Origin of the sequence: Rhodococcus pseudokoreensis, assembly GCF_017068395.1 — a bacterium.
Classification (GTDB): domain Bacteria; phylum Actinomycetota; class Actinomycetes; order Mycobacteriales; family Mycobacteriaceae; genus Rhodococcus_F; species Rhodococcus_F pseudokoreensis.
In genome coordinates this window covers 24,660-46,661 of sequence record NZ_CP070615.1, presented here as the reverse complement: position 1 = coordinate 46,661, position 22,002 = coordinate 24,660, and the positions used below count along the sequence as shown (strand labels likewise).

General features: G+C 63.1%; 14 protein-coding genes. 5 read left to right on the top strand and 9 right to left on the bottom strand.

Annotated features, from left to right (window positions below; translation table 11 throughout):
• Positions 1–352: 352 nt before the first annotated feature.
• Positions 353–1,924 (bottom strand): pentapeptide repeat-containing protein, encoded by a 1,572-nt coding sequence (locus JWS13_RS02425; protein ID WP_206004326.1) that lies wholly within the window; start codon positions 1,922–1,924, stop codon positions 353–355.
• Positions 1,925–2,021: 97 nt separating this feature from the next.
• A complete protein-coding gene (locus tag JWS13_RS02420) occupies positions 2,022–4,370 on the bottom strand; it encodes an FtsK/SpoIIIE domain-containing protein (RefSeq protein ID WP_206004324.1) in 2,349 nt (782 codons plus the stop codon).
• Positions 4,371–5,871: 1,501 nt separating this feature from the next.
• On the opposite strand from JWS13_RS02420, the gene istA reads away from it, so the two are divergent.
• Positions 5,872–7,407 carry an IS21 family transposase gene (istA, locus tag JWS13_RS02415; protein WP_206004322.1) on the top strand — a complete coding sequence of 512 codons (1,536 nt, stop codon included), beginning with the start codon at positions 5,872–5,874 and terminating at the stop codon, positions 7,405–7,407.
• An 89-nt stretch (positions 7,408–7,496) separates the two neighbouring features.
• Positions 7,497–8,276, top strand: a complete 780-nt coding sequence (gene istB, locus JWS13_RS02410; RefSeq protein WP_141466918.1) for an IS21-like element helper ATPase IstB — start codon at positions 7,497–7,499, stop codon at positions 8,274–8,276.
• Positions 8,277–9,206: 930 nt separating this feature from the next.
• On the opposite strand, the gene JWS13_RS02405 is transcribed toward istB, so the two are convergent.
• From JWS13_RS02405 to JWS13_RS02375, 7 genes are all read right to left on the bottom strand, one after another.
• Entirely contained in the window at positions 9,207–10,859 is a 1,653-nt protein-coding gene (locus tag JWS13_RS02405; RefSeq protein WP_206004320.1) for a M23 family metallopeptidase, read from the bottom strand.
• The gene (locus JWS13_RS02400) at positions 10,859–13,138 is read right to left on the bottom strand and encodes a hypothetical protein (RefSeq protein WP_206004319.1); all 2,280 of its coding nucleotides are present in this window, start codon (positions 13,136–13,138) and stop codon (positions 10,859–10,861) included. Before JWS13_RS02400 ends, JWS13_RS02405 begins: the two co-directional genes overlap by 1 nt.
• On the bottom strand, positions 13,135–15,645 hold the full coding sequence (locus tag JWS13_RS02395) for an ATP-binding protein (RefSeq protein WP_206004317.1): 2,511 nt from the start codon (positions 15,643–15,645) through the stop codon (positions 13,135–13,137). Before JWS13_RS02395 ends, JWS13_RS02400 begins: the two co-directional genes overlap by 4 nt.
• 14 nt (positions 15,646–15,659) lie before the next feature.
• Positions 15,660–16,280: a hypothetical protein gene (locus JWS13_RS02390; protein ID WP_206004315.1), complete on the bottom strand. Its 621-nt coding sequence runs from the start codon at positions 16,278–16,280 to the stop codon at positions 15,660–15,662.
• Positions 16,281–16,439: 159 nt separating this feature from the next.
• On the bottom strand, positions 16,440–16,766 hold the full coding sequence (locus JWS13_RS02385) for a hypothetical protein (protein WP_206004314.1): 327 nt from the start codon (positions 16,764–16,766) through the stop codon (positions 16,440–16,442).
• 6 nt (positions 16,767–16,772) lie between these two features.
• A complete protein-coding gene (locus tag JWS13_RS02380) occupies positions 16,773–17,981 on the bottom strand; it encodes a conjugal transfer protein (protein WP_206004312.1) in 1,209 nt (402 codons plus the stop codon).
• A complete protein-coding gene (locus tag JWS13_RS02375; RefSeq protein WP_206004311.1) occupies positions 17,978–18,241 on the bottom strand; it encodes a hypothetical protein in 264 nt (87 codons plus the stop codon). Before JWS13_RS02375 ends, JWS13_RS02380 begins: the two co-directional genes overlap by 4 nt.
• 334 nt (positions 18,242–18,575) lie before the next feature.
• On the opposite strand from JWS13_RS02375, the gene JWS13_RS02370 reads away from it, so the two are divergent.
• From JWS13_RS02370 to JWS13_RS02360, 3 genes are read left to right on the top strand one after another with little or no spacing between them, the layout of a single operon-like run.
• Positions 18,576–19,418, top strand: coding sequence for a sigma-70 family RNA polymerase sigma factor (locus JWS13_RS02370; RefSeq protein ID WP_206004309.1), 843 nt, complete (start codon positions 18,576–18,578; stop codon positions 19,416–19,418).
• Positions 19,418–19,681, top strand: a complete 264-nt coding sequence (locus JWS13_RS02365; protein ID WP_206004307.1) for a hypothetical protein — start codon at positions 19,418–19,420, stop codon at positions 19,679–19,681. Before JWS13_RS02370 ends, JWS13_RS02365 begins: the two co-directional genes overlap by 1 nt.
• A gap of 16 nt (positions 19,682–19,697) precedes the next feature.
• Entirely contained in the window at positions 19,698–21,710 is a 2,013-nt protein-coding gene (locus JWS13_RS02360) for a cutinase family protein (RefSeq protein WP_206004305.1), read from the top strand.
• Positions 21,711–22,002: the final 292 nt, after the last annotated feature.

Genomic DNA, 22,002 nt, shown 5'->3' with positions numbered 1-22,002 from the left:
CCTTACCGCCTCTGCCCTGCCTCAAAAAGCCATTAGTGGAGTCACGATATCGGAGCACGCCGGAGTCCACGTCGTCGCACGTCTAATCGATTCCTCGCAGCACCTCTACCGTTCGAAGCTGCAACCGCCCGCTGCGCGAGCTAAAGGTCAGCGGCCAGGTCACGCGGTATCCCGAAGCCGCGATCGTCCCCTCGCTGCAGAGCTGCAAGCAGTTTGTCCAAGCAGATCATCCTGCAAGCAGTACGTTTGATTCTGCGCGAGGCATCCTCACCCCAGCCGCCCCCTTGGCGTAAAGTGCATCGACCTCCACAACAAGGTTGGACGGGGCCACATATACCGCGCGAGGATGACGCTAGTCCTGCTCTTCTTCCGCCTCCGCACCATGTGAGTCCATCAAAGCGGGGGGCCAGATATCCGGCAAAACATTCTGCGGCTTTCTTTTTCTCATCTCGTATGGAATTTGGGCACTCCAGTCAAATTCTACGTTCGCCCACACTTCCGGTCGTTCAAACGATGCGGGTCCGTTGAAGATGGCCCACCCGAAATCTATTCGTCCGCCAATGAATCTCGCCTCATGAAACGTGGTTCCCCTCACGCTATTGAACTCCGTACCACCAAACTTTGCCCTTGTGTCACCGAACGTCGACTTATCAAACGAAGTTTGATCTCCATTGAACTTCGCAGGCCCGAAGCGCGTAATTTCTGCACGAAACTCGGCGGCATTGAAAGAAGTGAGGCCGCCGGAAAATTCTGCACGATGGAACGTCGTATTCTGTCCTCGAAATTGAGCCTGGTCAAAGGAGACCGCTTCTCCATGGAACGTTGATCGATCGAACGACGTCGCGCTCTCGAAGGTGGCTTCGTTGAACCATGTCCGAATGCTGCGCAGCTTAGCGCCGGTGAACAGCGTGTTTCCACTCTCGAACCGAGCGCTATCGAAGGCTGTATCCTCACCCTCGAACTCGCAATCCGTGAAGTTTGTGATGCCGCCCGTGAACTTGACTCGATCGAATCTGTTGTACCTGCTTCCGAACTTTGCTCGATAGAATTTGTTATTGGGACCGTGAAACTTAACGTCTTCAAATATTGTGAGGACACTATAGAATCGAGCTTCACTGAAATCTGCTGAAGCCGTGAAAGTTGCCTGCACAAATCGGGCAGATGATCCAAAGAACTGTGCGCGTTCGAAGCGAGCAGGTTTGTTAAAAATTGCGTGCGAAAAATCCGCGTTGTCGAGGTGCGCGCCGGTGAAGTCGAAGTCGAGATCGCTCCAGTTGCCCTTACCATCAACTTTTAAGTGAGCAGCGATCGTACGAATGATACTCTGACGTACTTCTCGGTCGTCCTGACGATATTCGTAGTGCTCTTCGACAACGCGGTCTGTAAGACTGGTGCGGATTATTCTGTTCGTCTGATTCTGACCGCGCCCCTGCGGTGGTGCGTAGGGCGTGCGAACGTAGCTGCACAGGACGTTGATGCAAGCTTGCGCCTCGGACTTATCCCCGCGTGCCAGCCAGTCGTTGGCAAGAGCTTCCATTGCGTAGACGCCAGCAGTACGAACGGCAGAGGCCGGGTCCGCGAGTTGGCCGGCGATGGTGGTAAATCTGTCACGCAGACTGCGGGTGACTTCGAGGTCATGAGAAGTTCCGAAGTGTGTCTCGGCTTGTTTTCGTGTTTTATTTCCGTTCCGATATACGAGATATCCGGATCCGAGGACAGCAAGGCTCGCGAACAGGGTCGCCCATGGTTGAGTCAGCCATCCGGGTGTCGAAGATGCCGCTTCCAGGAAGCTCTTCAAGTCTTCGAGTGTGACGGGGATCGCCGGGGACGATGGAATCTCAGCAGGTGGCAGAGGTTCAGCCGGAATCTCCAGCGGAGCTGGAGGTTCGGTCGGCTGCAACTGGGTGAGCAGAATGGGCGGCACAGTTCATTCTCGCCTGGCGCTTCGCCTTACACGTGGAGGCTGAGAGAGTGTCCAGCCTGACCCGAGTGCGGTACACGCAGCCGTCCTCGTTGCCAGCTCAGCCCGATACCTGGATGGGTTTGCGAATCGATACGTAGGAACTATCAGGTAAGGCGAAGTCGCCGAACTCGTCGGTGTCGCTGCGCCAGGTCAGTGACAGCAATGAGTCTTCGATGATGTCCGGTTCGGGATCGGTGTCTACGACGACCCATTCGTCGGTGTCCTCCATCAGCAACAGGTCCCCGAGTGCGACATCGGCCGCGCGAACATCGCGGACTGGCCCGTACTGGTCGTCGTAGGTGTCAGGTGAATCGTCCGGTAGGTCGAAGACCTCGGCTCCACCCGCCGGTATCTCTGGTTCGGTTGCTGCCGGTTCTTTGACCAGGGCTAGTCGAGCGCGTGAGGACTCCGCCCGAGCGGCGGAGGATTCACCGAGTTGTGGAGCAGAGAGCTGATCGAGGAACGAGGCGGCATCGGTTGCGCCGGCGGCCGTCGGGGTGCGGTAGTCGTCGAGCTCTACCGCTGCTTCGTTGGTGGGCTCGGCGCGGCCCCCGAGTAGCCCGAGGAGCGCCGTCGGTGACGCGAGACGCCGATCGGTTTCGTGGGTCATCTTCGCTCTTCTGAGTACCGGATCGAGGTCGGGTCGGTCGCTGGCCAGTACCCATTCGGCCTCGATGTAGTCGAAGTACGTCAGCGGCGCCGGTTCTGACGTGTCGTCGGCGTCGATGTCCGGAAGTTCGTCCGGCGGGACGATCAGCAATCGTGGATGGCGTGTTATTTGGGGTCGGAGGGTGTCGAGCAGGTCGTACTCGAAGGTGCCGGCGCGCGTCTTGCGTGGGTCGGGTACGCGGTAGCACTGGATCTCGATGGGCTGATAGTTGTCAGTGACGGTGGTGCCGCGGCCGCGGCACTTGCGGGGCACGCTGGTTCCGATCGTCGGTGATTGCCACATCATGAGCGCCCCTTGTGGGGAGAGCCGGCCCATGGAGATGCGCATCGCGAAGTTGTCACGCATGTCGCCGAGGAAGTACTGCGCGTCGGGACGCTGGGTTCCGAAGACTAGATGTACTCGCGAGGTTCGGGCTTTGCGTGCCATCGACGCGAGCATGTTGAGCACCGGTGGCTGTCGGGCGCCGCCTTTCGGTTTGACCCTGGAGTACCAGTCTTCGACGTTGCCGCGGAACTCGGCCCATTCGTCGAGAAAGACGAGTACTGGTTCGAAGTCCGCTTCTGTCGCCTCGCCGGTAACGATCTTCTGGTAGCGGAACTCCATGAGATCGCGGGCGCGGTGGACCAACGCCACTTGCTGCTCGATGGTTGTAGCGACGACTTGTACGTTGGGCCAGTCCTGGAATCCCAGGAATTCGACGTACTTGCCGTCGAGGACCCAGATCGGCCATCCACGTCGCGAGAAGTTGACCAACAGATTGTGTGCGGTCACGGTCTTTCCGCTTCCGGGTGGGCCGATCAGCATCAGGTTCGGGTCGATCGCCGGCCGCCATACAACCTCGTTGCCGTCTTCGTCGATTCCGTACGGAATTTCCACCGAGTCGTAACTGGCCAGGAGATCGGCACCGGGGTCGAGGTCCGGTGCCGGCAACCAGACACTGTCCGGGAACGCTGTGCGTTGCTCGAATCGAACCCAATCCGTTTCAAGGTTCCACCGTGCTCGCCAGCGACCGGGCAACGTCGCGCTCATTCCTCGTTCGACGCGGGTCCGGTAGCCATCCGATTCCAGTTTCGGACCAAGTTCGTGACGTACTTCCATTGAGGTCACTTCGCCGGTTTCGGCGGCGACGTCGATTGCGGTTACGGTCGCGGTCGGGCCCAACAGTTGGGCGATGATCCGCTTCGCGCGCACAACCTGGTCGCTGTCGGAGACTTCTCGTTCCGGCTCGGCAGCGGGCGTGAAGATCAGGCGCCGGCGGGCGGGGTCGTGCTTGTCGAGTTCGAAGAAACCCCACCCTTGATCTTCGAAGACCCCGCAGATATCAGCGAGCCACGTCTCGTCATTCAGTGCCTGTGTCGAGTCGTAGTGCACGGTGAGTTTCCCCGGAAGTCCCGGCCATCCACGACTCCATTTCGACGTCGACAGCACCGCCCGGGTGGCCTCCGGCAGTCCCACGATCGGGCACAGCCTTTCGATCACCTCGTCGACGTCGACATCGCGAAGCTGCTTACGTTTGCCGGCTACTCCGGCGTAGACGGCAGCGATCGACAAGCCCGCCGCGGCGGGCATCGCGAGGGCGCTGTATCCGAACAGCGGAGCGGCGGCGCTGGCACCGACCGCGGTGGTACCCAAACAGAAGCTGTCGCGAAGCCAGGTGTGCGGCCGCGGGGGCAAGGAACTGATTCGGGGAGAGCGTGCGAACCGCGCACCACTTTGCTGCGGAGGTGTGGTTGTCATCGCCAGGCCTCGCCTTCACCAGTCGCCGAGGAGAGCACGGGCGTGCCGGCACCGCGATTGCCTTCCTCTCGCCGATTCGTACTTCCTGACTCCGCGTATCCAACTTCCGATCCGTGCCGCGGCCACCTTGCGTTCGCAGTTCGCATTTCCACGCTGCTCCCTCCCGCGCGAGCGAGCACACCACCTCGCCGCTGATTGATCTCTCCTACTCGGAGGAAGATCCCGGTAAGGGAGCTTGTGTGACACGCGCTGGCCAAGTTTTCTGGTCCGTGCTCGCTCCACAGCGCTCATCGCCTCATGTTGGAGTCCTCTGGGAGGCGTCCCATCCTCATCCCATTGACCCGACCTTGCGACACCGCCATGCCGGTACGGCAATCCCCGTGTCCTGGCTCAATGAATCTGATGCCGGCGACCTGCGGTGCATCAGATTGTCTGAGTCGCAATGTTGGACTTCGACTCATTGAATCTGATGCGCGTGGAATCTGCTGGCGTGCCGCCCGTCCAATGCCACTCGGTCGGCAGGTCCGACGCACGAGGGCGTCGGGCCGTGACCTGGGTGACCTCGAATCAGATTCGCTGAGCCAGGCATCAGATCGACCGTCGGGCGCATCAGATCTGCTGTCCTGTGCCAGCGAATCGTCCTTGAGGCCGGCGCCTGGACCTGGGGTGAGGAATCTTGAGTGGCGAACTGGCACTGGGCAAGGCTGCTGGTGGACCGGAGATCCGGAGGATTTCGCCACTGGATCTTGCTTGATTTCGGGTGAGTGCTGCGGTTGAGGATCTGCGCAGCGCGGACGACGGCGTTGGGGTAGATGGCTGCGTGCGTGTAGATGTTGTGGTCGGTTCGGCCGCCACCGCAGTGGTGGTTGGTGGTCTGCAGTGTGAGCAGTCGGTGTCTCCAGTGGAATGGGATGGCGGCCGATGCGGCTGAACAGCGGAGGGATGGCTCTGATCGAGGTCGGGTCGAGCAAACCAGAGTGGCAGAACGAGCCGCATGAGCAAGATTCAGTGACAAAGAGGACGATTCGCTGACACAGGACATCTGCTGAGTCGGCATCAGACATACCGAGCCTGGACACCCCGTGTCCTGGCTCAGTGGATCTGGCGAGATCGCAGCGGCCGTACCTGCTGTTCGCCAGGTCTATTGAGTCGCCGCGGCGACTTCGGAGTTAAAGAACGTGGCGAGCATGGAACTCGGTGCCTCGATTCATTCCCGATCGCGGGTGACCACCTCGGATTCGCCAGGTTCGCTGAGTGTCGGCGGACATGAAAAACTGCCCATAGGCGGACACGAAAACGCCCACAGGCGGACATGAAACTGCCCACTGGCGGACACGGGTTTCTGCCCACTGGCGGACACGAAACTGCCCACCCGGGTCTGTCCGCCTGATACGGCACGTTCGATTTTCTTCCCGATCGCCTCCCCGGATCGGGGCCTCTCCTCGGGTTCGCTCGACGGTGCTACCACGCCGAGAATGCGAGCCACCGAGGAGAGGCCACCGTGAAGTCTGCCAAGGAAGTCATGGAAATTCTTGCTGCCTACGACCTGACGAAGTCCTACCGTGCCGCCGCCGCACTGGCGGGATGCTCACATCACACCGTCGCCCGCCTCGTCGCCGAACGCGACACCGCCGATGCGCCGACCCCACCGCGGGAGAAGAGACCGATGCTGATCGACGAGTACCTACCGAAAATCGAAGAATGGGTCGAACATTCGAAGGGCCGGGTCCGCGCCGACATCGCCCACGACAAACTGCTCGCCCTCGGATTCACCGGCACCGAACGCACCACCCGCCGCGCCGTCGCCCGGATCAAACGCGCCTACCGGCTCGGCCACACCAGGGTGCACAGGCCGTGGATCACCGAACCCGGCCTCTGGTTGCAGTACGACTTCGGCGACGGCCCGGTCGTCGACGGCACCAAGACGGTGCTGCTGTGCGCGTGGCTGGCCTGGTGCCGGCACCGGGTGGTGATCCCGTTGCGCGACCGCACCGCCCCGTCCGTCTATGCGGGCCTGGACCGGACCTTCCGCCGGATCGGCGGTGTCCCGACGTATCTGCTCACCGACAACGAGAAGATGGTCACCACCGAACACGTCGCCTCAGTCGCCGTCCGCAACCCCGGCGTGGTCTCCTTCGCCCGGTTCTACGGCCTGGTCGTCAAGACCTGCCTGCCCGCGGACCCGGCCACCAAGGGCGGGGTGGAGAACACCGTCAAGCTCGCCAAGGCCGACCTGGTGCCCACCGACCACAACCTCGCCGCCGAGTACGACAGTTTCGATGACCTCGAGGCCGCCTGCACCGCCTTCTGCGAGCAGGTCAACACCCGCATCCACCGCACCACCCGCCGCGTCCCGGCCGAGATGCTCGCCGAAGAACGCCTCCACCTGCATCCGGTCCCCGCCGCCGCACACACCGTCACCTGGGGAGTGACGCGCATCGTGCCCGACAACACACCGATGGTCGCGTTCGAGAACGGCCAGTACTCGGTGCCGCACACCCTGCGCGGGCAGACGGTGTTCGTCCGCGCACACGGCGCCGGAGCCTCCGAACGGGTCGTCTTCGTCCACCACGGCGACACCGGTCCGGTCGAGGTCGCCCGGCACCGGCGGGCCCGCCCCGGCTCCCCGCAGATCTGCGACGAGCACTTCCCGCCGCCCCCGGCCGGGGTGCTGGGCCGGCAGCCGATCCCGCGGACCGACGCCGAACACGCGTTCTGCGACATCGGTGCCGGTGCCCGGCTGTGGTTGTGTGAGGCCGCCGAGGCCGGCACCGGGAAGATCCGCGTGAAGATGGACCACGCGGTCACCCTGGCGAAGCTGCTCGGCGCCGAACGGGTCGACTGGGCGCTCGGGCACGCCGCCGCGTACGGGCGCTTCGCCGAGGGCGACCTCATGGCGATCCTCGATGCCCACCCCGCCGGCGTCGCCTCGGATCGCACCCACCGGGCCGACGAATCCCGGTCCCTGGCCCAGGGCACCAGCGGCTGGGCCGCCCTGGGTGACGGGGTTCCCGCCGACGAGGCCACCGAACTCTAGAGACACCACCCGCATGAACACGAAAAGCTCTGCACCACCAACTAATCGAGTTCACAGTCCGATTCAACCGGCACCCGAAGGAGACCCTCGTGACCACCGCACCACCGGCGGCGCCGCCGCTGCCGACCGACCTGGAAACCCTGCTGCACCGGCTGCGGCTGCCGCACATCCGCCGCGCCGCCCCCGACGTGCTGGCCACCGCCCGCGCCCAACGGTGGGAACCCGCCGAGGTCCTCAAGGCGCTGCTCACCGAGGAGGCCGCCGGGCGGGAACGCTCGGCACTGGCCACCCGCCGCGCCGCCGCCGCGTTTCCCACCGGCAAGACCTTCGACGCCTGGAAACCGGAACTGTCGTCCATCCCGGCGCCGACGCAGCAGGCGCTGCGCACCCTGGAATGGATCGAGCGGCGCGAGAACCTGGTGGTCTGCGGCCCGTCCGGCACGGGCAAGACATTCTTCCTCGAGGCCCTCGGCCAGCACGCCGTCGAACAGGGACGGAAGGTGTTGTGGTTCACCCTCGAAGACCTCGGCGCCCTGATCCGCCGGCACCGCGCCGACGACTCGGTCTCGGGGGCTCTGACCAAGCTGCTGCGCGCCGATCTCGTGGTCATTGATGACATCGGCCTGTTGCCGGTGGCCGCCGACGCCGCCGAGGGCCTCTACCGGCTGGTCGACGCCGCATATGAGAAACGCGCCCTGGCGCTGTCGTCGAATCTTCATCCGGCTGGATTCGACGAGCTGATGCCCAAGACCCTGGCCACCGCCACCGTCGATCGGCTCATGCACCACGCCCACCTGTGTCAGACCAGCGGTAAATCGATCCGGATGAGCCAAGCCCTCGCCGGCACCGGCGTCGACCCACTCACCTGACCACAACACAACACCGTGGGCAGTTTCGTGTCCGCCAGTGGGCAGAAACGGATGTCCGCCAGTGGGCAGAAACGTGTCCGCCTATGGGCAGGTTTCGTGTCCGCCAGTGGGCGGGAACGAATGTCCGTTGACAGCTGAGCCGTCCGCCAGATAGACCGCAGCACTCGCCAGATTCACTGAGTCGTCGCCAACTTCACTGAGTCAGGACACCCCGGTTTACACCCACCACCCCCTTGACACGTGGGTTACGCTCCGATCAGCGCAACGAAGAGAGCATGGATCGGAGCGAAGCCCCCGCGTAAGGGTATATTCCCGCTCAGGCAACAACCCATCTCACGCGTGTTGATCGTTCCTTGAGCCTCGCTTGCGTACCTGTCCTTGGCGCCATGCCACTGATCTCGCTGGTCTCGCACACCGATCGCGAACCCGTCCCAACGCCGTCCCGCCACCGTCGGCATCCGGTACGGGTTCAGCCGACAGTGCTCCTCTGAACGAACAGCTCGGCGTTGCCGCTCGCTCGCGGCAGGGGCGGAAGAAATGGTTGCTCCTCCAGTCCGAGTAACACTGCTGGCCCGGCACCAGTCAGTTACCCTGGGCCTGGGATGCAGTACGAGTTTCATGAGTTTCAGAAAGCGCCAACTTTCGACACTCACCTCAGAGAAAAGTGACGGCCCGGCCAAGGCCATAAGCGGAGGACCTGCCAAGTCCTCCTCGCGAAAACACACCCGCTAGGGGGTTTTTCGTGTCTCTGAACGTCTGCGCTGATCCCGAGTCGGGACCACTTACCCCTTATTGCCAAGGGGTCGGACTTCACCCGGGACGGGCATGAATTCGCCTCACCCTGCCCGAGTGCGCACTTCCACTACTACCGAGCGGTGGGTGGGTGGCCGGCCCTGTGCCGGGCGCCGGGCAATAACGTCCGAGCGAGTGTCAGGCCGCCAACTTCTTCATGTGCTCACGCACGGCCGGCACGTATGCCTGGGTCTGGCCGAATGGCGGAATCCCGCCGTAGGTGACGACGGCACCCTCCCCGCCGTTGTAGGCGGCGATGATCAGATCGGTGAAGTCGCCCTTGACGGCTCCACTGTCGTGATGCGGTCGAAGGTAGTCGGCGATGTGGCAGAGATAGCGCCCTTCCGAGGCGATCGCGTCGTACGGATTGAACGGGTCGGCAGCGTTCGGTGGTTCCGCTTTTCCGTTTCGATCTAGACCGGAATCCGTACCGAATGCCTTCCAGGTCTCCGGCATGAACTGACTCATTCCTTCGGCGCCGCCCTGGTTTACGCCATCGCCCTTGCTGACGGCCTTTTCGTTGAACCCGGACTCTTGTTGAACGATGCCGGCAACCAGAACCGGGCTCACCTCTGGGCACAGAGACCCAGCGGCCGAGACTGCGTTGGTGTATTGCGGCGGGATGCTGCCAGGGGCGAACTTGGTATGATCACCGCCCTCTGGCGGGCACGGCTCCATGGTGGTCGTACCGCCCGGAGCGCTGCCGTAGCGGGAGTCGGCGGTCGGCATCCCACCGCCCTCGAGTGTCACGTGTACGTGGTCGAAGTGGTTTGCCGTGTAGCCGTGACGGTCCTCCATCAGTGACCAGTCACCGGTGCCATCCCAGTAACGCTGTTGCCAGATCAAGTACTCGACGTCGAGTGCCACCTTGTTCTGTTGGAGGTACAGGGCGATCTTGTCGCCGAGCGCCTTCCCTTGGGCGCTCGCGGAGTCGGGAATCATGATGTCGACCGCGCGGCCGTCGGGGTGATCCTGGGCGACGTCGTCCGTGGGGCGCCATCCGCCGATGGTGGTGATCTCGGGGAAGGCCGCCGCGATTGTGCGCATGACGCGGATGGAGTCGACCTGCATGTGCGCTTCGCTGCCTTCGTCGGCGGGCAGCGGTGGTAGGTCTCCACCGGTGGAATCGGGATGTGCGACCAGCTCTGCTGGTCCTCCATTGGGCGAGATGGTTCCGTGTTGTGTGAGCCACGCAATGGGATCTACTCCGCCGCCCAGTGACCAGCCTCCGGGGTAGATGCCGAAGTGAAGATGCGGTCCGCTCGACTGTCCTTCGCTGCCCACCTTGCCGATCAGTTGGCCCGCTGTGACCTTGTCTCCGGTGTGGACGAGGACCCCGGACGCCTGCATGTGCCCGTATAGGGATTCGACGATCTGGCCCTCGATGGTGTGCCGGATCCGGATCCAGTGTCCGTAGCCGGCGGCGGGCTCGGCGGCGATGACTTCGCCGTCACCGGCGGCGTAGAACGGGGTGTCCAGTGGTGCTGCGTAGTCCTGGCCGTCGTGCATGCCTGTCTCGCGCATACCGAAGGGTGAGCTGATTGTGTAGGTGCCTTCGGCCATCGGGACCGCGAGGGATCCGGGTTTGATTCCCATGAGGCTGCCGCCCCCGGCGTCTGGCACAGGTCGACCGCAGTTCGTGTCACTGCCGGTCGTCGCGAGGATGACCAGTATCGGAGCCATCATGATGACCATGGCGAAGGCGGATATTCCGGCGGGCAGCCACCACCACATTTTCGAGTTGCCTTCCTGTGTGTCCGGGGTCGACGGTGGTGTGTCGAGGAGCGTCATCAGCGAGCTCGGTGGGCCAGTGCGCTTGGCTTGACTACCGGCGCGGATCCGGACTGCGCTGCGGCAGCGAGCAGCTGAGCAGTCTTCGACCCTGAACCGTTGGGGATCCCTGTTTCAGCAGAGGCGGGTCTGGCTGGTCGCGGGATGCGGCTCGGTGTAGTCGGCAACATCACCGGCGCCCCAGATGTGGTGGTGAATTCGCGGAATCGGCGACCGTCAGGGCTACTGGTCGTCGTGGCCGAGGCGCGGACCTGGCCAGGGTCGGGGACCGGCAATGACGGGGCGACCCCGATGGGGTGCTTGATGCCGGCCTTGTCCGACACGGCCGTTTTCGACAGTCGACTCCGGACAGCGTCGGCAGCAGCGTTCGTACCGGCGGTTCCACGACCGGTCTGGGCACCGACCGTGCCTGAGGTGGACTTCGGGTAGCTGTCGGGATCGGCGATCGAGTCGACCTTGTTCTTCGCTCGCTTCGCCGTCGAGGAGAGGACCCGTCCGGCAACCAGCACTGCAGCTGCCCCGCCGGTTGCGGCGGTCGACGTGGCTCCGGCGGCGACTTTTCCGGTCGTTGCCGCGGCAGTGCCGGACTTCTTCGCTAGTGCTCCTGCCCCCTTCACCACGGCCTTTCCACCCTGGTACATGTGGCGTCCGTTGGCGGCCATCGCAGCGATGTCGCGCGCTGTGGTGGGCGTTGAGCGACTGATGGCGGTCGGTGCGGCGTTGGGCCGTTTAGCCAGAATTGTTGCCAGGTTGTCCGACATTCGCTTCATTCCCTTGACCGCTCGGCGGAAGAGGAGAAGTGCGGTGACCAGGAAGATGTCGACGAAGAACACCGTGCGGATCAGGTTCGATTCGTCTGCAGCGAAGAGATCCTCGACGACCATGACGTATCCCACGAGGAAGACGATGGCGAAGATCATCTGCAGCAACGCCATTGCGACGTTGGCAATGGTCCGCCAGAACTGCCCGCGCATCGAGGGTGCGATGGCGAGGACGACTCCTGGTATCGATTTGATGGCATTGCCGATCGAGACACCTGCGGCGATGATCAATCGGCCAGCGAGGTAGATCGCGAAGGCCATGAGGAGTGCGCCGGCGAAGATCAGGAAAAACAGGCCCATTGCTTGTCCGGGACCGGGGTTGTCGGCATAGGCCTTCATCGGCCCGTCCTCCCCCTCACATTTGGCGATGGCATCTTTGACGCGGTCTTCCGGTTTCGCGTCGGGATTGATCAGGTCAAGGGCTACGCCTGCCCCAGGGGCGATCTCGGAGACGACGTCCTGCGCTTTGTCCGCGAGTCCAGGCTCCTTGGGTTTCGCGAGGTACGCGGCGTCGAACTCTTTGACGCATTTCCCGTTGTTTTCCGGGGCATCGAGAACGACTCCGAAGTTGATCAGTTGGGTCGGTTGGCGGATGAACGTATCGATGAGTTTCGATTCGATCGTCTCGATCTCGGTCTGCGGGTTTCCGCTGGTATCACCACCGTTCGCCAGCCCTGAGGCAACTTCCAGGCCCGCATCTCGCGCCGACAGCACCAGCCCGTCGTCCCCGAGGACCCGATCGACCGGGTTCGAGAGAACGCCCACGGCCGCGGCCGCGATGACGCAGGACATGAGGAGCTCGTAGATTCCGGTGGAGAATCGGCCGCGGATAATCCAGATGGCGACGCTGAGTCCGGCGACTGTGAGCATCAGCGGGGTCAGCGCGAACTGGTCGGTGATGGAGGTGACCGAGTCGGCGATGGTGCGCACGGGTGTGAGGATCAGCTCGAGCCATTCGAACGAGAGCACCCAGGTGATGAACCAGATGGCCGTTGCCATCAGGAAGCGGAAGACCTCGTACTCGAGGGTGATGATGTACGCCCAGATCATGCGCCAGCCGCCGCCCACCGAGGCGTTGCCTTTGTCGATGGACAGGAAGTAGCCCCACGCGTCGATGCCGTGCGAATCTTTCAGGTTCATCCAGGCGAAGAACGGGCTCGCACCGCCGCCGCCGGCGGGATCGGCGAGAGCCGGGGTGGCCACGACCATCAAGATGGCGCCGACCGCGTGCCAGCCGGCGATGAGGCGGATGAGTAGCCGGCTCCACCAGCGTGCCCACAGCCAGTGGGTTACTGGACGGGTCAGGTGTATCAGTGCGGTCAGCCAGGATTGCGGAATCCATGCGGTGACAAGCCACAGCAGTGAGTATTTGGCCGCGGCGCGGACACTGAAATACTCCCGGGGTTCGGGGGCGCCGACCACCTCCCGTTCACGGGAGGACGCCGCGGCCGCGGTCATGCTTTCACCAGCTTGTTGTCCTTCGGAGTGGTCGACACTGCAATTCGGCGAGACTCGGTTGCCGGCAGCAGCGTCTTGATACGACCGACGTTTCCGCTGCCATCGCGCATGTAACCTTCACCGCGGCGGTGCGGTTCGACGTACTTGTCTTTTCCGGTTACCGGAGCTGTCTGCTCCATGTATTGCTTGACCAGTCCGTAGTCGTCCGGGTCGAGGCCGAGCCATTCAACGGCGCGCTTGGCGAGGGTTTCGTCTGTATGCCGGTGCGCGATGCGGGTCTTGATCAGACCGCGCAGCTTCGGGGTGCCGAACGCGCAGTCCTGGTCGCCGAGTCCCACCGCGGCCGAGGACTTGCGGCCCTGCAGCACGAAGTCCTCGACGATGTCGACTCCGTCGTCGGCGCCCAGGAGGTGGTGGGCCTCGTCGACGAGGAACAACGCCATCTGGTCGGGGTCGGCGAAGCACTGTCCGCGGGCGACCTTCGCTATCAGGGTGTACACCGCGTGACCGAACCGCTTCTCCAGCGGCAGGTTCTCGTAGAGGTGCTGCTTCTCGGTCTGCAGCTGGGTCGGCAAGTCGACCTTGTGGGTGCGGAAAATGATGCCGGGAGCAGTAATGGGCAGCGGGGGTAGATCTTTGCCGAACAGTGCCGCCGCGTAGGTGCGGCGGGCGTAGACGTTCATCGCTTCGCCGAGATCTTGGGCGTGGGCGATCGGGCAAGCACCGGACAGGAGGTGTTCGGTCAGCTCGCCCAAACCCTGGTAGGGGTGCTCTGCGCGGTACTCGGGCGCGAGCACCTTCGCCAATGCGATGCCCAGGTCTGAGGAAGGCTGGATCCGGAGCAGTGTCAACAACACGGACTGGGCCATTTCTGCTGCGACCCCGGCCTCGAAGATCCTCAGTGGATCCATGCTGTATTCGGGTTCGACGAGGTCGACCACGACTGCCTCGGTGACGGCCCTGGCCCAATTGGCGTACTCGCCGAGATCGCTTTGGTCGATACCGATGACCTGCCCCCCGCAGTCGACGACCTGGCCGGCGATCACCTTCATGGTGACCGACTTGCCCGATCCGAGCTCACCGGTGACCGCAAAGGATCCGGACTGGTCGCGCAGGGACTTTCCGGCGACGTCGTGGTGAACCACACCGATCCGAGAGGTGGTGATGTTCAGTGCCAACAGCGGACCACTGCCATCGCCGAGATCGTTGCGAATGAACGGCATGTACGCCGCGAAATGCGTCGACGTGGTGATCTGCGCGAACTCGCGGACGATCTTCGAGGTGGAAACGCCAGGCAACATCGCCCACCACAGGTCTTCCTGGTAGCCGACCGGCGCGACCACCTTGTATTCCTGCTGTTCGAACGCTTTCACCAATGCCTTCGCATCAGCGAGTGCACGCTCCTCGGAATCAGCTCCTACCGCGAACAACGCCGTCCAGGCAACCTCGACCTCATCGCGGTTCGTCTCGAGCAACGAGGTGTATTCGGTCAACGCGGCGGCAGCGAGGTCGAGAACACCTTGGCCGCCGGCCAACTCTCCTTCCCGCTGTTCGTACTGCTCCTTCAGGTTCTCGAGCGCGCGCTTGTTCGCTCGCATGACATCGGCACCGGCGGTGACCTTGAGCCGTACGGCAAAATCGACATCGATATCGCCGAAGTCGTCAGCGAGGGTGAAGAACTCCGAGCCGGGGAAATAGACGCCACCGGCGGGGGTGTCAGCGAGCGCGAGGAGCACTTGGTAGGAGGCAGGGTGGTCGACGAATTCGTATGGCTGGTCCACTTTCAGGACCCGACTGAACGTCGGGACCTTGCCTCGCCAACCCGGCGCCTTCTCTCGATCCGATTGGGCGCCCTCGTCGATCCGGCATGCGGACAGTGCGGCACCTGACTTTGCTCCTGGCGTCACGGCTGCGTCGGGCAGGTCAGGGTCGATATGCAGTCCGCGCGTCATCGCGTGCTGCCACAGCCACATCATCTGAGCCGGAGTGGCCGGTTGCGCATCGAAGACACCGGGGATGTCGGCCATGATCCGGTTGGCCTGCCGGACACGGGCCCGGATCTCGTCATCGTTAATTGCGGTCCGCGGCAGCCCGATGTAGTCGGAGAGTGTGGTCCAGGCCGAATGAGCCGCGGCCTTGACCTGATCGACGACCTTGGGTGTGGTCAGCGGAATGCTCAGCCAGTAGATCCTCTGCCCCGGGCGGTATAGCTCGATCGAGTCGAGAGTCGCTTCGCATTCGGTTGCCCAGTCCGGGTGTGCATCGAGATCGACGCCTTCGGTCATTCGGGAAACGATGGCTTCGGCGCTCAACGATGCTGCGATGCCCATCAACAGTGACTCGCCCGGAAGGGCGCGGACGAGCATCGTGTGCAGGGTACGAGCAGTGCGCTTGTCCACGTCGGGGCGGTAACCGTAGTCGATACCGGTGAGCACGTAGTCCGCCCAGACAACGCCGGACTTCGTCCACCGGATGTTCGCGGCCATTGACAGTGTTGGCTGTTCCATAGTGGCGGTGCTTTCTACTCGGAGGTGCCTGCAGCAGCCAGAGCGAGGAGTTCCTTGACGCTCGATCGGCCGGCGCGATGGGTGGGTCCGCTTGCCGGTGTGGGCATCGGAGCGGAGGTCTGCGGTCGTGGTGCGACAGGTTCCACCGATGCGGTTTCAGTGACCTCGGCGGTGGCGATGTGCGCGGCCTGCGGGACGACCGTGGCTCTGAGTTCGGCGGCCGTGGGGTCGGCAGTGATGTAGCCACTCGGACGCACGAGGTGGGGTGGCCGGATGGTCACCCGGCGGCCGTTGATCTGAATCTTGGCACCGGCCGGCGCGAAGGCTGCGGCGCAGATCCCCTGTGCCACTGAGGCGGGGCTCCGGCCGGCAAACCGGAGTTTGCCGACGACAAAGACGGTGCCCAGTGACCAGAAGGCGAAGAATCCGACGTTCCAGGAAATGCTGTCCCGAAGCCACAGTGGATGCAGGAGCCACAGGAGCCCACCGACGATTGCGCCGCTGACGGCCTGCGGAACGGTATAGGGACCGAACGGCAGTTTCTGTCCGTCAGGTGTACGCCCGATCAGCTGCGGCACCTTGCGAGCGCGGGTGAAGTTCTTGATGACTTCCCCGGTGGTGCGCTCGTCGCTCATCGCAGCACCGGCCCACTCATGACTTCATGCCGGCGAAGCCGCGAACCCGCTTCCGCAGTGCTAGCTACATCGAACATTGGAGCCCTCCTTGTAGAGGTCCGTCGCGCAATGAGGTCATTGCCGACAAGGCGTCTTTCAGCCGGTGCGAACGAGCGGAGATCACACGGGAAGGTCTAAGCCGGAACTCGGCTCGGCCACGAGGTGCACCGCGGCGGGAGCGCTCTCCAACTCCTCACCTGTCGAGTCCTTGAGGACGTCCATGTTGAAGACGACCCACAGTGCTGCACCGCCGATGAGCGCGGAAATGATGAGTCGGGCAACTGTGAAAGAGGCCATCAGATTCTTGAGAAGGAAGAACAAAACGAGGCAGCCGGCGGCCGACTGGAGGAGCATCTTGCCGTCGCTGGTGAACTCCTGCGCCTTGTCGAAAAGCCCTACGGCGAGGACCGCGTTGTTGGGATCGGTGGCTGCGAGCGCAATGGACATGATGGGTTACCTTCCGGATGAATGAGGATCGGTTCCTGACGGGGAAAACAACGGCACGTCGCCGGCAGTCGGCACTGAAAGTGCGGGGGTCTGCCCTGATTCAGACGATGCGGGAACCGGACCTGAATCAGACGATGCAGACTCCGGGGCACCCGCACTTGGTGTGGTCGAGCTCGGTGCGGTCGTTGACGAGGATGGTGTTCGGGGTGCCGCCGGCGGGTACAACGGCGTTGCGTCAATTGCGCTGACCTCCCACCGGCCGCCGCGGGAGGTCATCGTCAGCGCGTACTGCCCACTAACCGAATCGACCTCGGTGACTTTCTGCGCTGCCGTCACCAGGAGGCGCACCACATCACCGTCAGGCAGCGGTGCCGATGCACTGGCAGCACTCAGGTCTTCCGACGAATAGACATCGGTGATTGCCACGCTGCGATACGGCGCCGGGACAATCGGGGCGATCGAAACCCCCGGCGTGAGATAGCGGGCTACTTCCCCGTTGCCGGTCAACATCGCGGACAGGAACTCGTGCGCGGACGTGGCGATGGGATGGTTGGCGACCCGGTACTTGTAGCCGAGTCTGACGTCGATCGAGGTCGACGGTTCAGCTACTTCGGCGGGGAGTGCGGCGGCCCTCACGCCTGCTTCGGTGACCACAACCGGCACCTGAAAGTAGCGACGAACTGTGGCCGCATTCGCGTCCGAGGCGGCTCGAACTGACACCGAGACCGTCACCGCGTATGTCCGTGACTTCTGCTCGTAGTCGATCGACGCGACGGCCGGATCAGTCGCGGCAAACAACGGCGCGGTCGGAAGGCTGGGGTTTCCCGAGACGAAATGATCGAGTTCTTGTTCATTCCCACGCGATGCCTGGAGCCAGGCAACGACGAACTGGCGAGCAAGATCTTCGGCTTTCGCTTGACCGATTGTGTCGCCGTCCGCGGTGTCTTCGGTGGCGTTGTCGGTGAGGTTCGGGGTGGGCGAGGATCCGAAGACGACGAGGATCAGGGCAACTATTCCGGCGCCGAGTGCGGCGAGGATTCCTGCCTTGAGAAGTCGGGTGGTCCACACCTGCCGAAGGCCCCACTGTGCACGCTCCGCGCGGGCCAACTCCTCGGCTTCGTCGACAGCGGAGTCGACGCTAGTTCCAGTCGCAGGGTCGGTCTTGCTCTTGGGGCTGCGGCCGAAGTTGTTGATTTTCGCGAGGTCGATTTTCATAGGATGCCGGCTTCTGTCGTCGGGTCGGACGTTCTGCAATCGGGGACGGAATCCGCGATGTCGAATGCGGACGCCCGCGACAGCGCGGCGCGCGCGGCTGGCGTTTCGACGAACACCAACAGCCACAGCGAAGTGCTCGCCTCTTCATCGAGAGGGTTCACCGCCAGGGCTGCCGCGACTCGGCGGATCTCCTCGGTGACGGCGTGCACGTAGCCGAGATCGTGCAGCTGGGCTTGCAGCGAGTTGTCGAGCTCGTGCATCCGGTCCTCCTGGCGACTGGGGTGTGGAAGAGCGCCACACAGAAAAAGTGGGCTTCTACTTGGAGGAAGATCCGGGTCCGGGGGCTTGAGTGACATCGCTCGCGAAACTTTCTTGAAGTCTTTTCTGCAGTCACCAAGGGGTTATTGCCTCAGCCGAAAGAGCGCACGTGAGGGGCACTCCCTGCCCACCGCCGCATAGCCGGAACCTTCACGGCAACAAGCCTTGGCAATAACAACACCGCCTTCGGCAACAACAAACACGCAGGTCAGAGGCAATATCCGGTTGCTGTACTGGGCGCGAGACCACCTCGCCCGCGCCCAGAGGAGACCGATCGTGGAAACGTCCACCCACGCACCCACCGCCACCACAGCTTCATCGGCAACGCCGGTTCGCAGCACCGCGCAAAGCAATCTGTACAGCCGCTTGAACACCGAGTGGATGTACCTCTGCGCTCGCCCCGCAGCCGCCGCCGAAGTCTTGACGTGGTCGGTGAGCCAGGACGCTCTCAGTGAGGTCGCGGATCTCAACGATCTCGCCGCGGCGCACCGCCGAGATCGTGATGGTGTGCTTCTGGCGCTGCTGACACTGCATCAGGAAGGAAGCTCCCTTGCCGGGCGAGCGCTACTGCAGCTGATGCTCGGCAAGCTCATCTCCCTGACGCGCCACGCACGGGTCAGTGGGCACGATCGGTATCACGCGTGCGATGAGAGAGCGGCCTCCACTGTGGCCACGTTCATGTCACTGATCGCCACCTACAGGCCGTCCGGTGAGAACGTCTACGCGGCACTCTTCCTGCACACGCTGAAGAAGATCACGCGCGAGGAAACCTTCGCCCAGGAGATCCCCGCCTCCGATGTCATGGACGAGTCCGACAGTGCAGAGAACGAGCCGGAAGCGGATATCTCTGCTCCGGCTCTGCTCTCCTGGGCGGTCGAAAAGAAGGTCATCAACGACCTCGATCGCACCCTGATTCAGCGGGCATACCTCGAGCAGACCGATTGCGACCTGGCCGTGATTGCCGCGGAGGTTGGGATGACTCCGGCAGCGCTTCGCCAGCGGCTCTACCGCGCGGTCACACGCATTCGTAAAAGTGTCGTCGCCTCCAACCAGCCGACTCCTCGACCCCGGTTTGCACGTGGTCGTCGTCGGACTGCAACGACTACTGCGGCGATCTGATGACCCGCAATCTCGCGCCTCTGTTCACCGTCATGGTCTTCATCGCGGCGGTGTTTCTTCTGACCGAAACGTCCTTGCTCCTCGAAGCGACGCGTGGATTCGATGCTGCACTCACCCACCCCACAATCGCTCGTCCCGGACTGCTCTCCGAGTCCTCGCATGTGATGAGCAGAGTCGCTCTCACTGTCGCTGACTTTCTCCCCCGCGAAATCACCACTCATATCGACAGCGGTCGGGTCATCGTGCCGGCGCTGTATCGCTGACGAAGAGAGAACAATCATGACGAACCTTCACGCCCCAACTTCCGCGGACGGTCGCGCCAACTACAGCGCCCGGGTGCCCCTACTCGTCGCCTCCCTGCTCGCTGCACTCCTCGCCTCCCTCATCGCGGTTGTGTCGCCAATTCAGGCCGAGGCGGCGCCGGCATCATCGGGCTGCCCGGCAGTGGAAGTGGTGATGATGCCGGGAACGTTCGAAACGGACTCAACCGCTAATCCTGACGTCGCAAAGGGTCTGCTCAAGCAGGTCACCGATCCTCTTTCCCAGCTGTTCGGCAGCTCCATCAAGATCACCTATCCGGCGTACGAAGCGTCCGCCTTCAACAAGGGCAAGACCTATGGCACCAGTAAGGCCTCTGGCATCGCGGCCGGCGCGCGCGTGATGCAGACCCGTGCAACGCAATGCCCGAACACTCTGTTCGCACTCGGCGGCTACAGCCAAGGTGCGGACGTGGCCGGCGACTTGGCATGGTTGATCGGACACGACAAGGGACCGATCCCGGCAGAGAAGTTGATCGCTGTCGGTCTTGTTGCCGACCCACGGCAGAGTTCGAATGGCGACAACACTCTCGTCGGTCCGCCCGTCGACGGCATTGGAATCGCGGGGGCCAGGCCGGGCGGCTTCGGAAAGACCGCTGCAGTCACGCGTTCGTACTGCGCCCCCGACGACCTCTACTGCTCGACCAACGCCGGCAAGGATGGATTGCTCGCAGGACTTGGGCGAGTGCTTGCCCAGCCTCCGACTGCTTCCGGTCCGCAGCAGAGCGATGGATCTCAAACCACCACCGCGGGTCTGCAGAACGCCTTGATCTCCGACTACTCGAAGGTCAATCTTCCGGGATTGGCCGGCAACATCGAGACCCTGCAGCAGCAGCTGCAGTCCGGCGCTCCGGACCTGGAGAGCATGGAATCGGCGGCGACAGACGTTGCCAACACCCTTGTTCCGGTGGCCGATACGACCAGCTGGGTTACCCAGAATCCGGCAGTGGAACAGACGCTCAAGACCGCGGACGCTTCGACTCCCGAATACGCCGCCAGCCAGATCGTCGACAAGGTCAAAGGCATCGACTTGAGGAGTGCATTTCAGGCCGCGGACACCATCGCCCGGACGGTTCAGAATGCCTCCACGCCGGACCAGGTGCAGCAGCTGCAGACATCGGTGGACACCTTGGCCACTCAGGTCTCCCCCTTGGCCGCCACTCCGGCGGATGGTCTGTCACTCGCGGCGGACGCACTCTCGATCATCAAGCCGAGCGTGCTCATCAACCAGGTCACGCACATCGGGACGAACGCATTCGACCTCGCCAACAACATCCCTGCAGTCCTCGACATCTTGTTCAACCGGATCCCGCACATTGTTCTCGATCCCGGTCTCGACCCAATGGCCAAAGTTAAGGCTGTCCACGCCGAATTCGACCGCATCAACGTCCTGTTCGAGCCACTCATCAAGCTCGCCGCCGGGCTCGACTACAAGACGGCTGCGGCCCTGATCGCGATGATTCCCGACCCATCCGGTGCCGCGCAGACCATCTCGATGATCATCGGACTCGTCGGGAATCTCGACATCATCGGTCTGGCGAACACCGCCGGCGAACTCCAAAAGCAGCTCTGGCACGCCATCGAGACCGGCGACATCATCGGAGCCGGTCTCGGCGCACTCCCCCATATCCTCGACTTCGCGAAGATCGCGGTGGGCACACTCAGCGGTGGCCAGAAGACCGAGGCGTCCAAGCTCGGTTCGGTGTCTGCGTCCACGACGACCGGACAGCAGATCACTCAGCAGTCACAGGCTAGGGACCTTGGAGGGCTCGCCTCGAGCCTCACCGCGTTGGCAGGCTCTGACGGTGCAGACGCCCTGTCCCAGATCGGTGCTGAAGGGCTCAAGTTCGCCTCATTCATCGGGTCCGGAACTCATCAGAACTACGGGGAGCTCGTCGTCGATGCATCAGGCACTACGGCCCTGCAGGACATGACCAACCACTTCCGCGATCCGATCGCCAAGGCGGTGGCGTAATCAGTCGTACCGAATCCGAATGGCCAGAGGAGGGTTAAAGCTGGTGTATCGGTAGCCGAACACACTGCACTGGACGCGTCGACCAACTCCACCGAACGCGCTAACGATTCATCCCTCGCGGACGCTTGCGAGGCCGTCGGCTGGCAGGACTTGATACGCCCGGCGATGCCTCCGAAATCTAGAACCCGCGCCGAAACCTCGTCTCGAGGGAGAGCACACGACCAGGGACACGAGCGATGAGAAGGCAAGGTGTCGCAGACTGGCGTTCATGTCTGCGACACCTCTGTCTGCC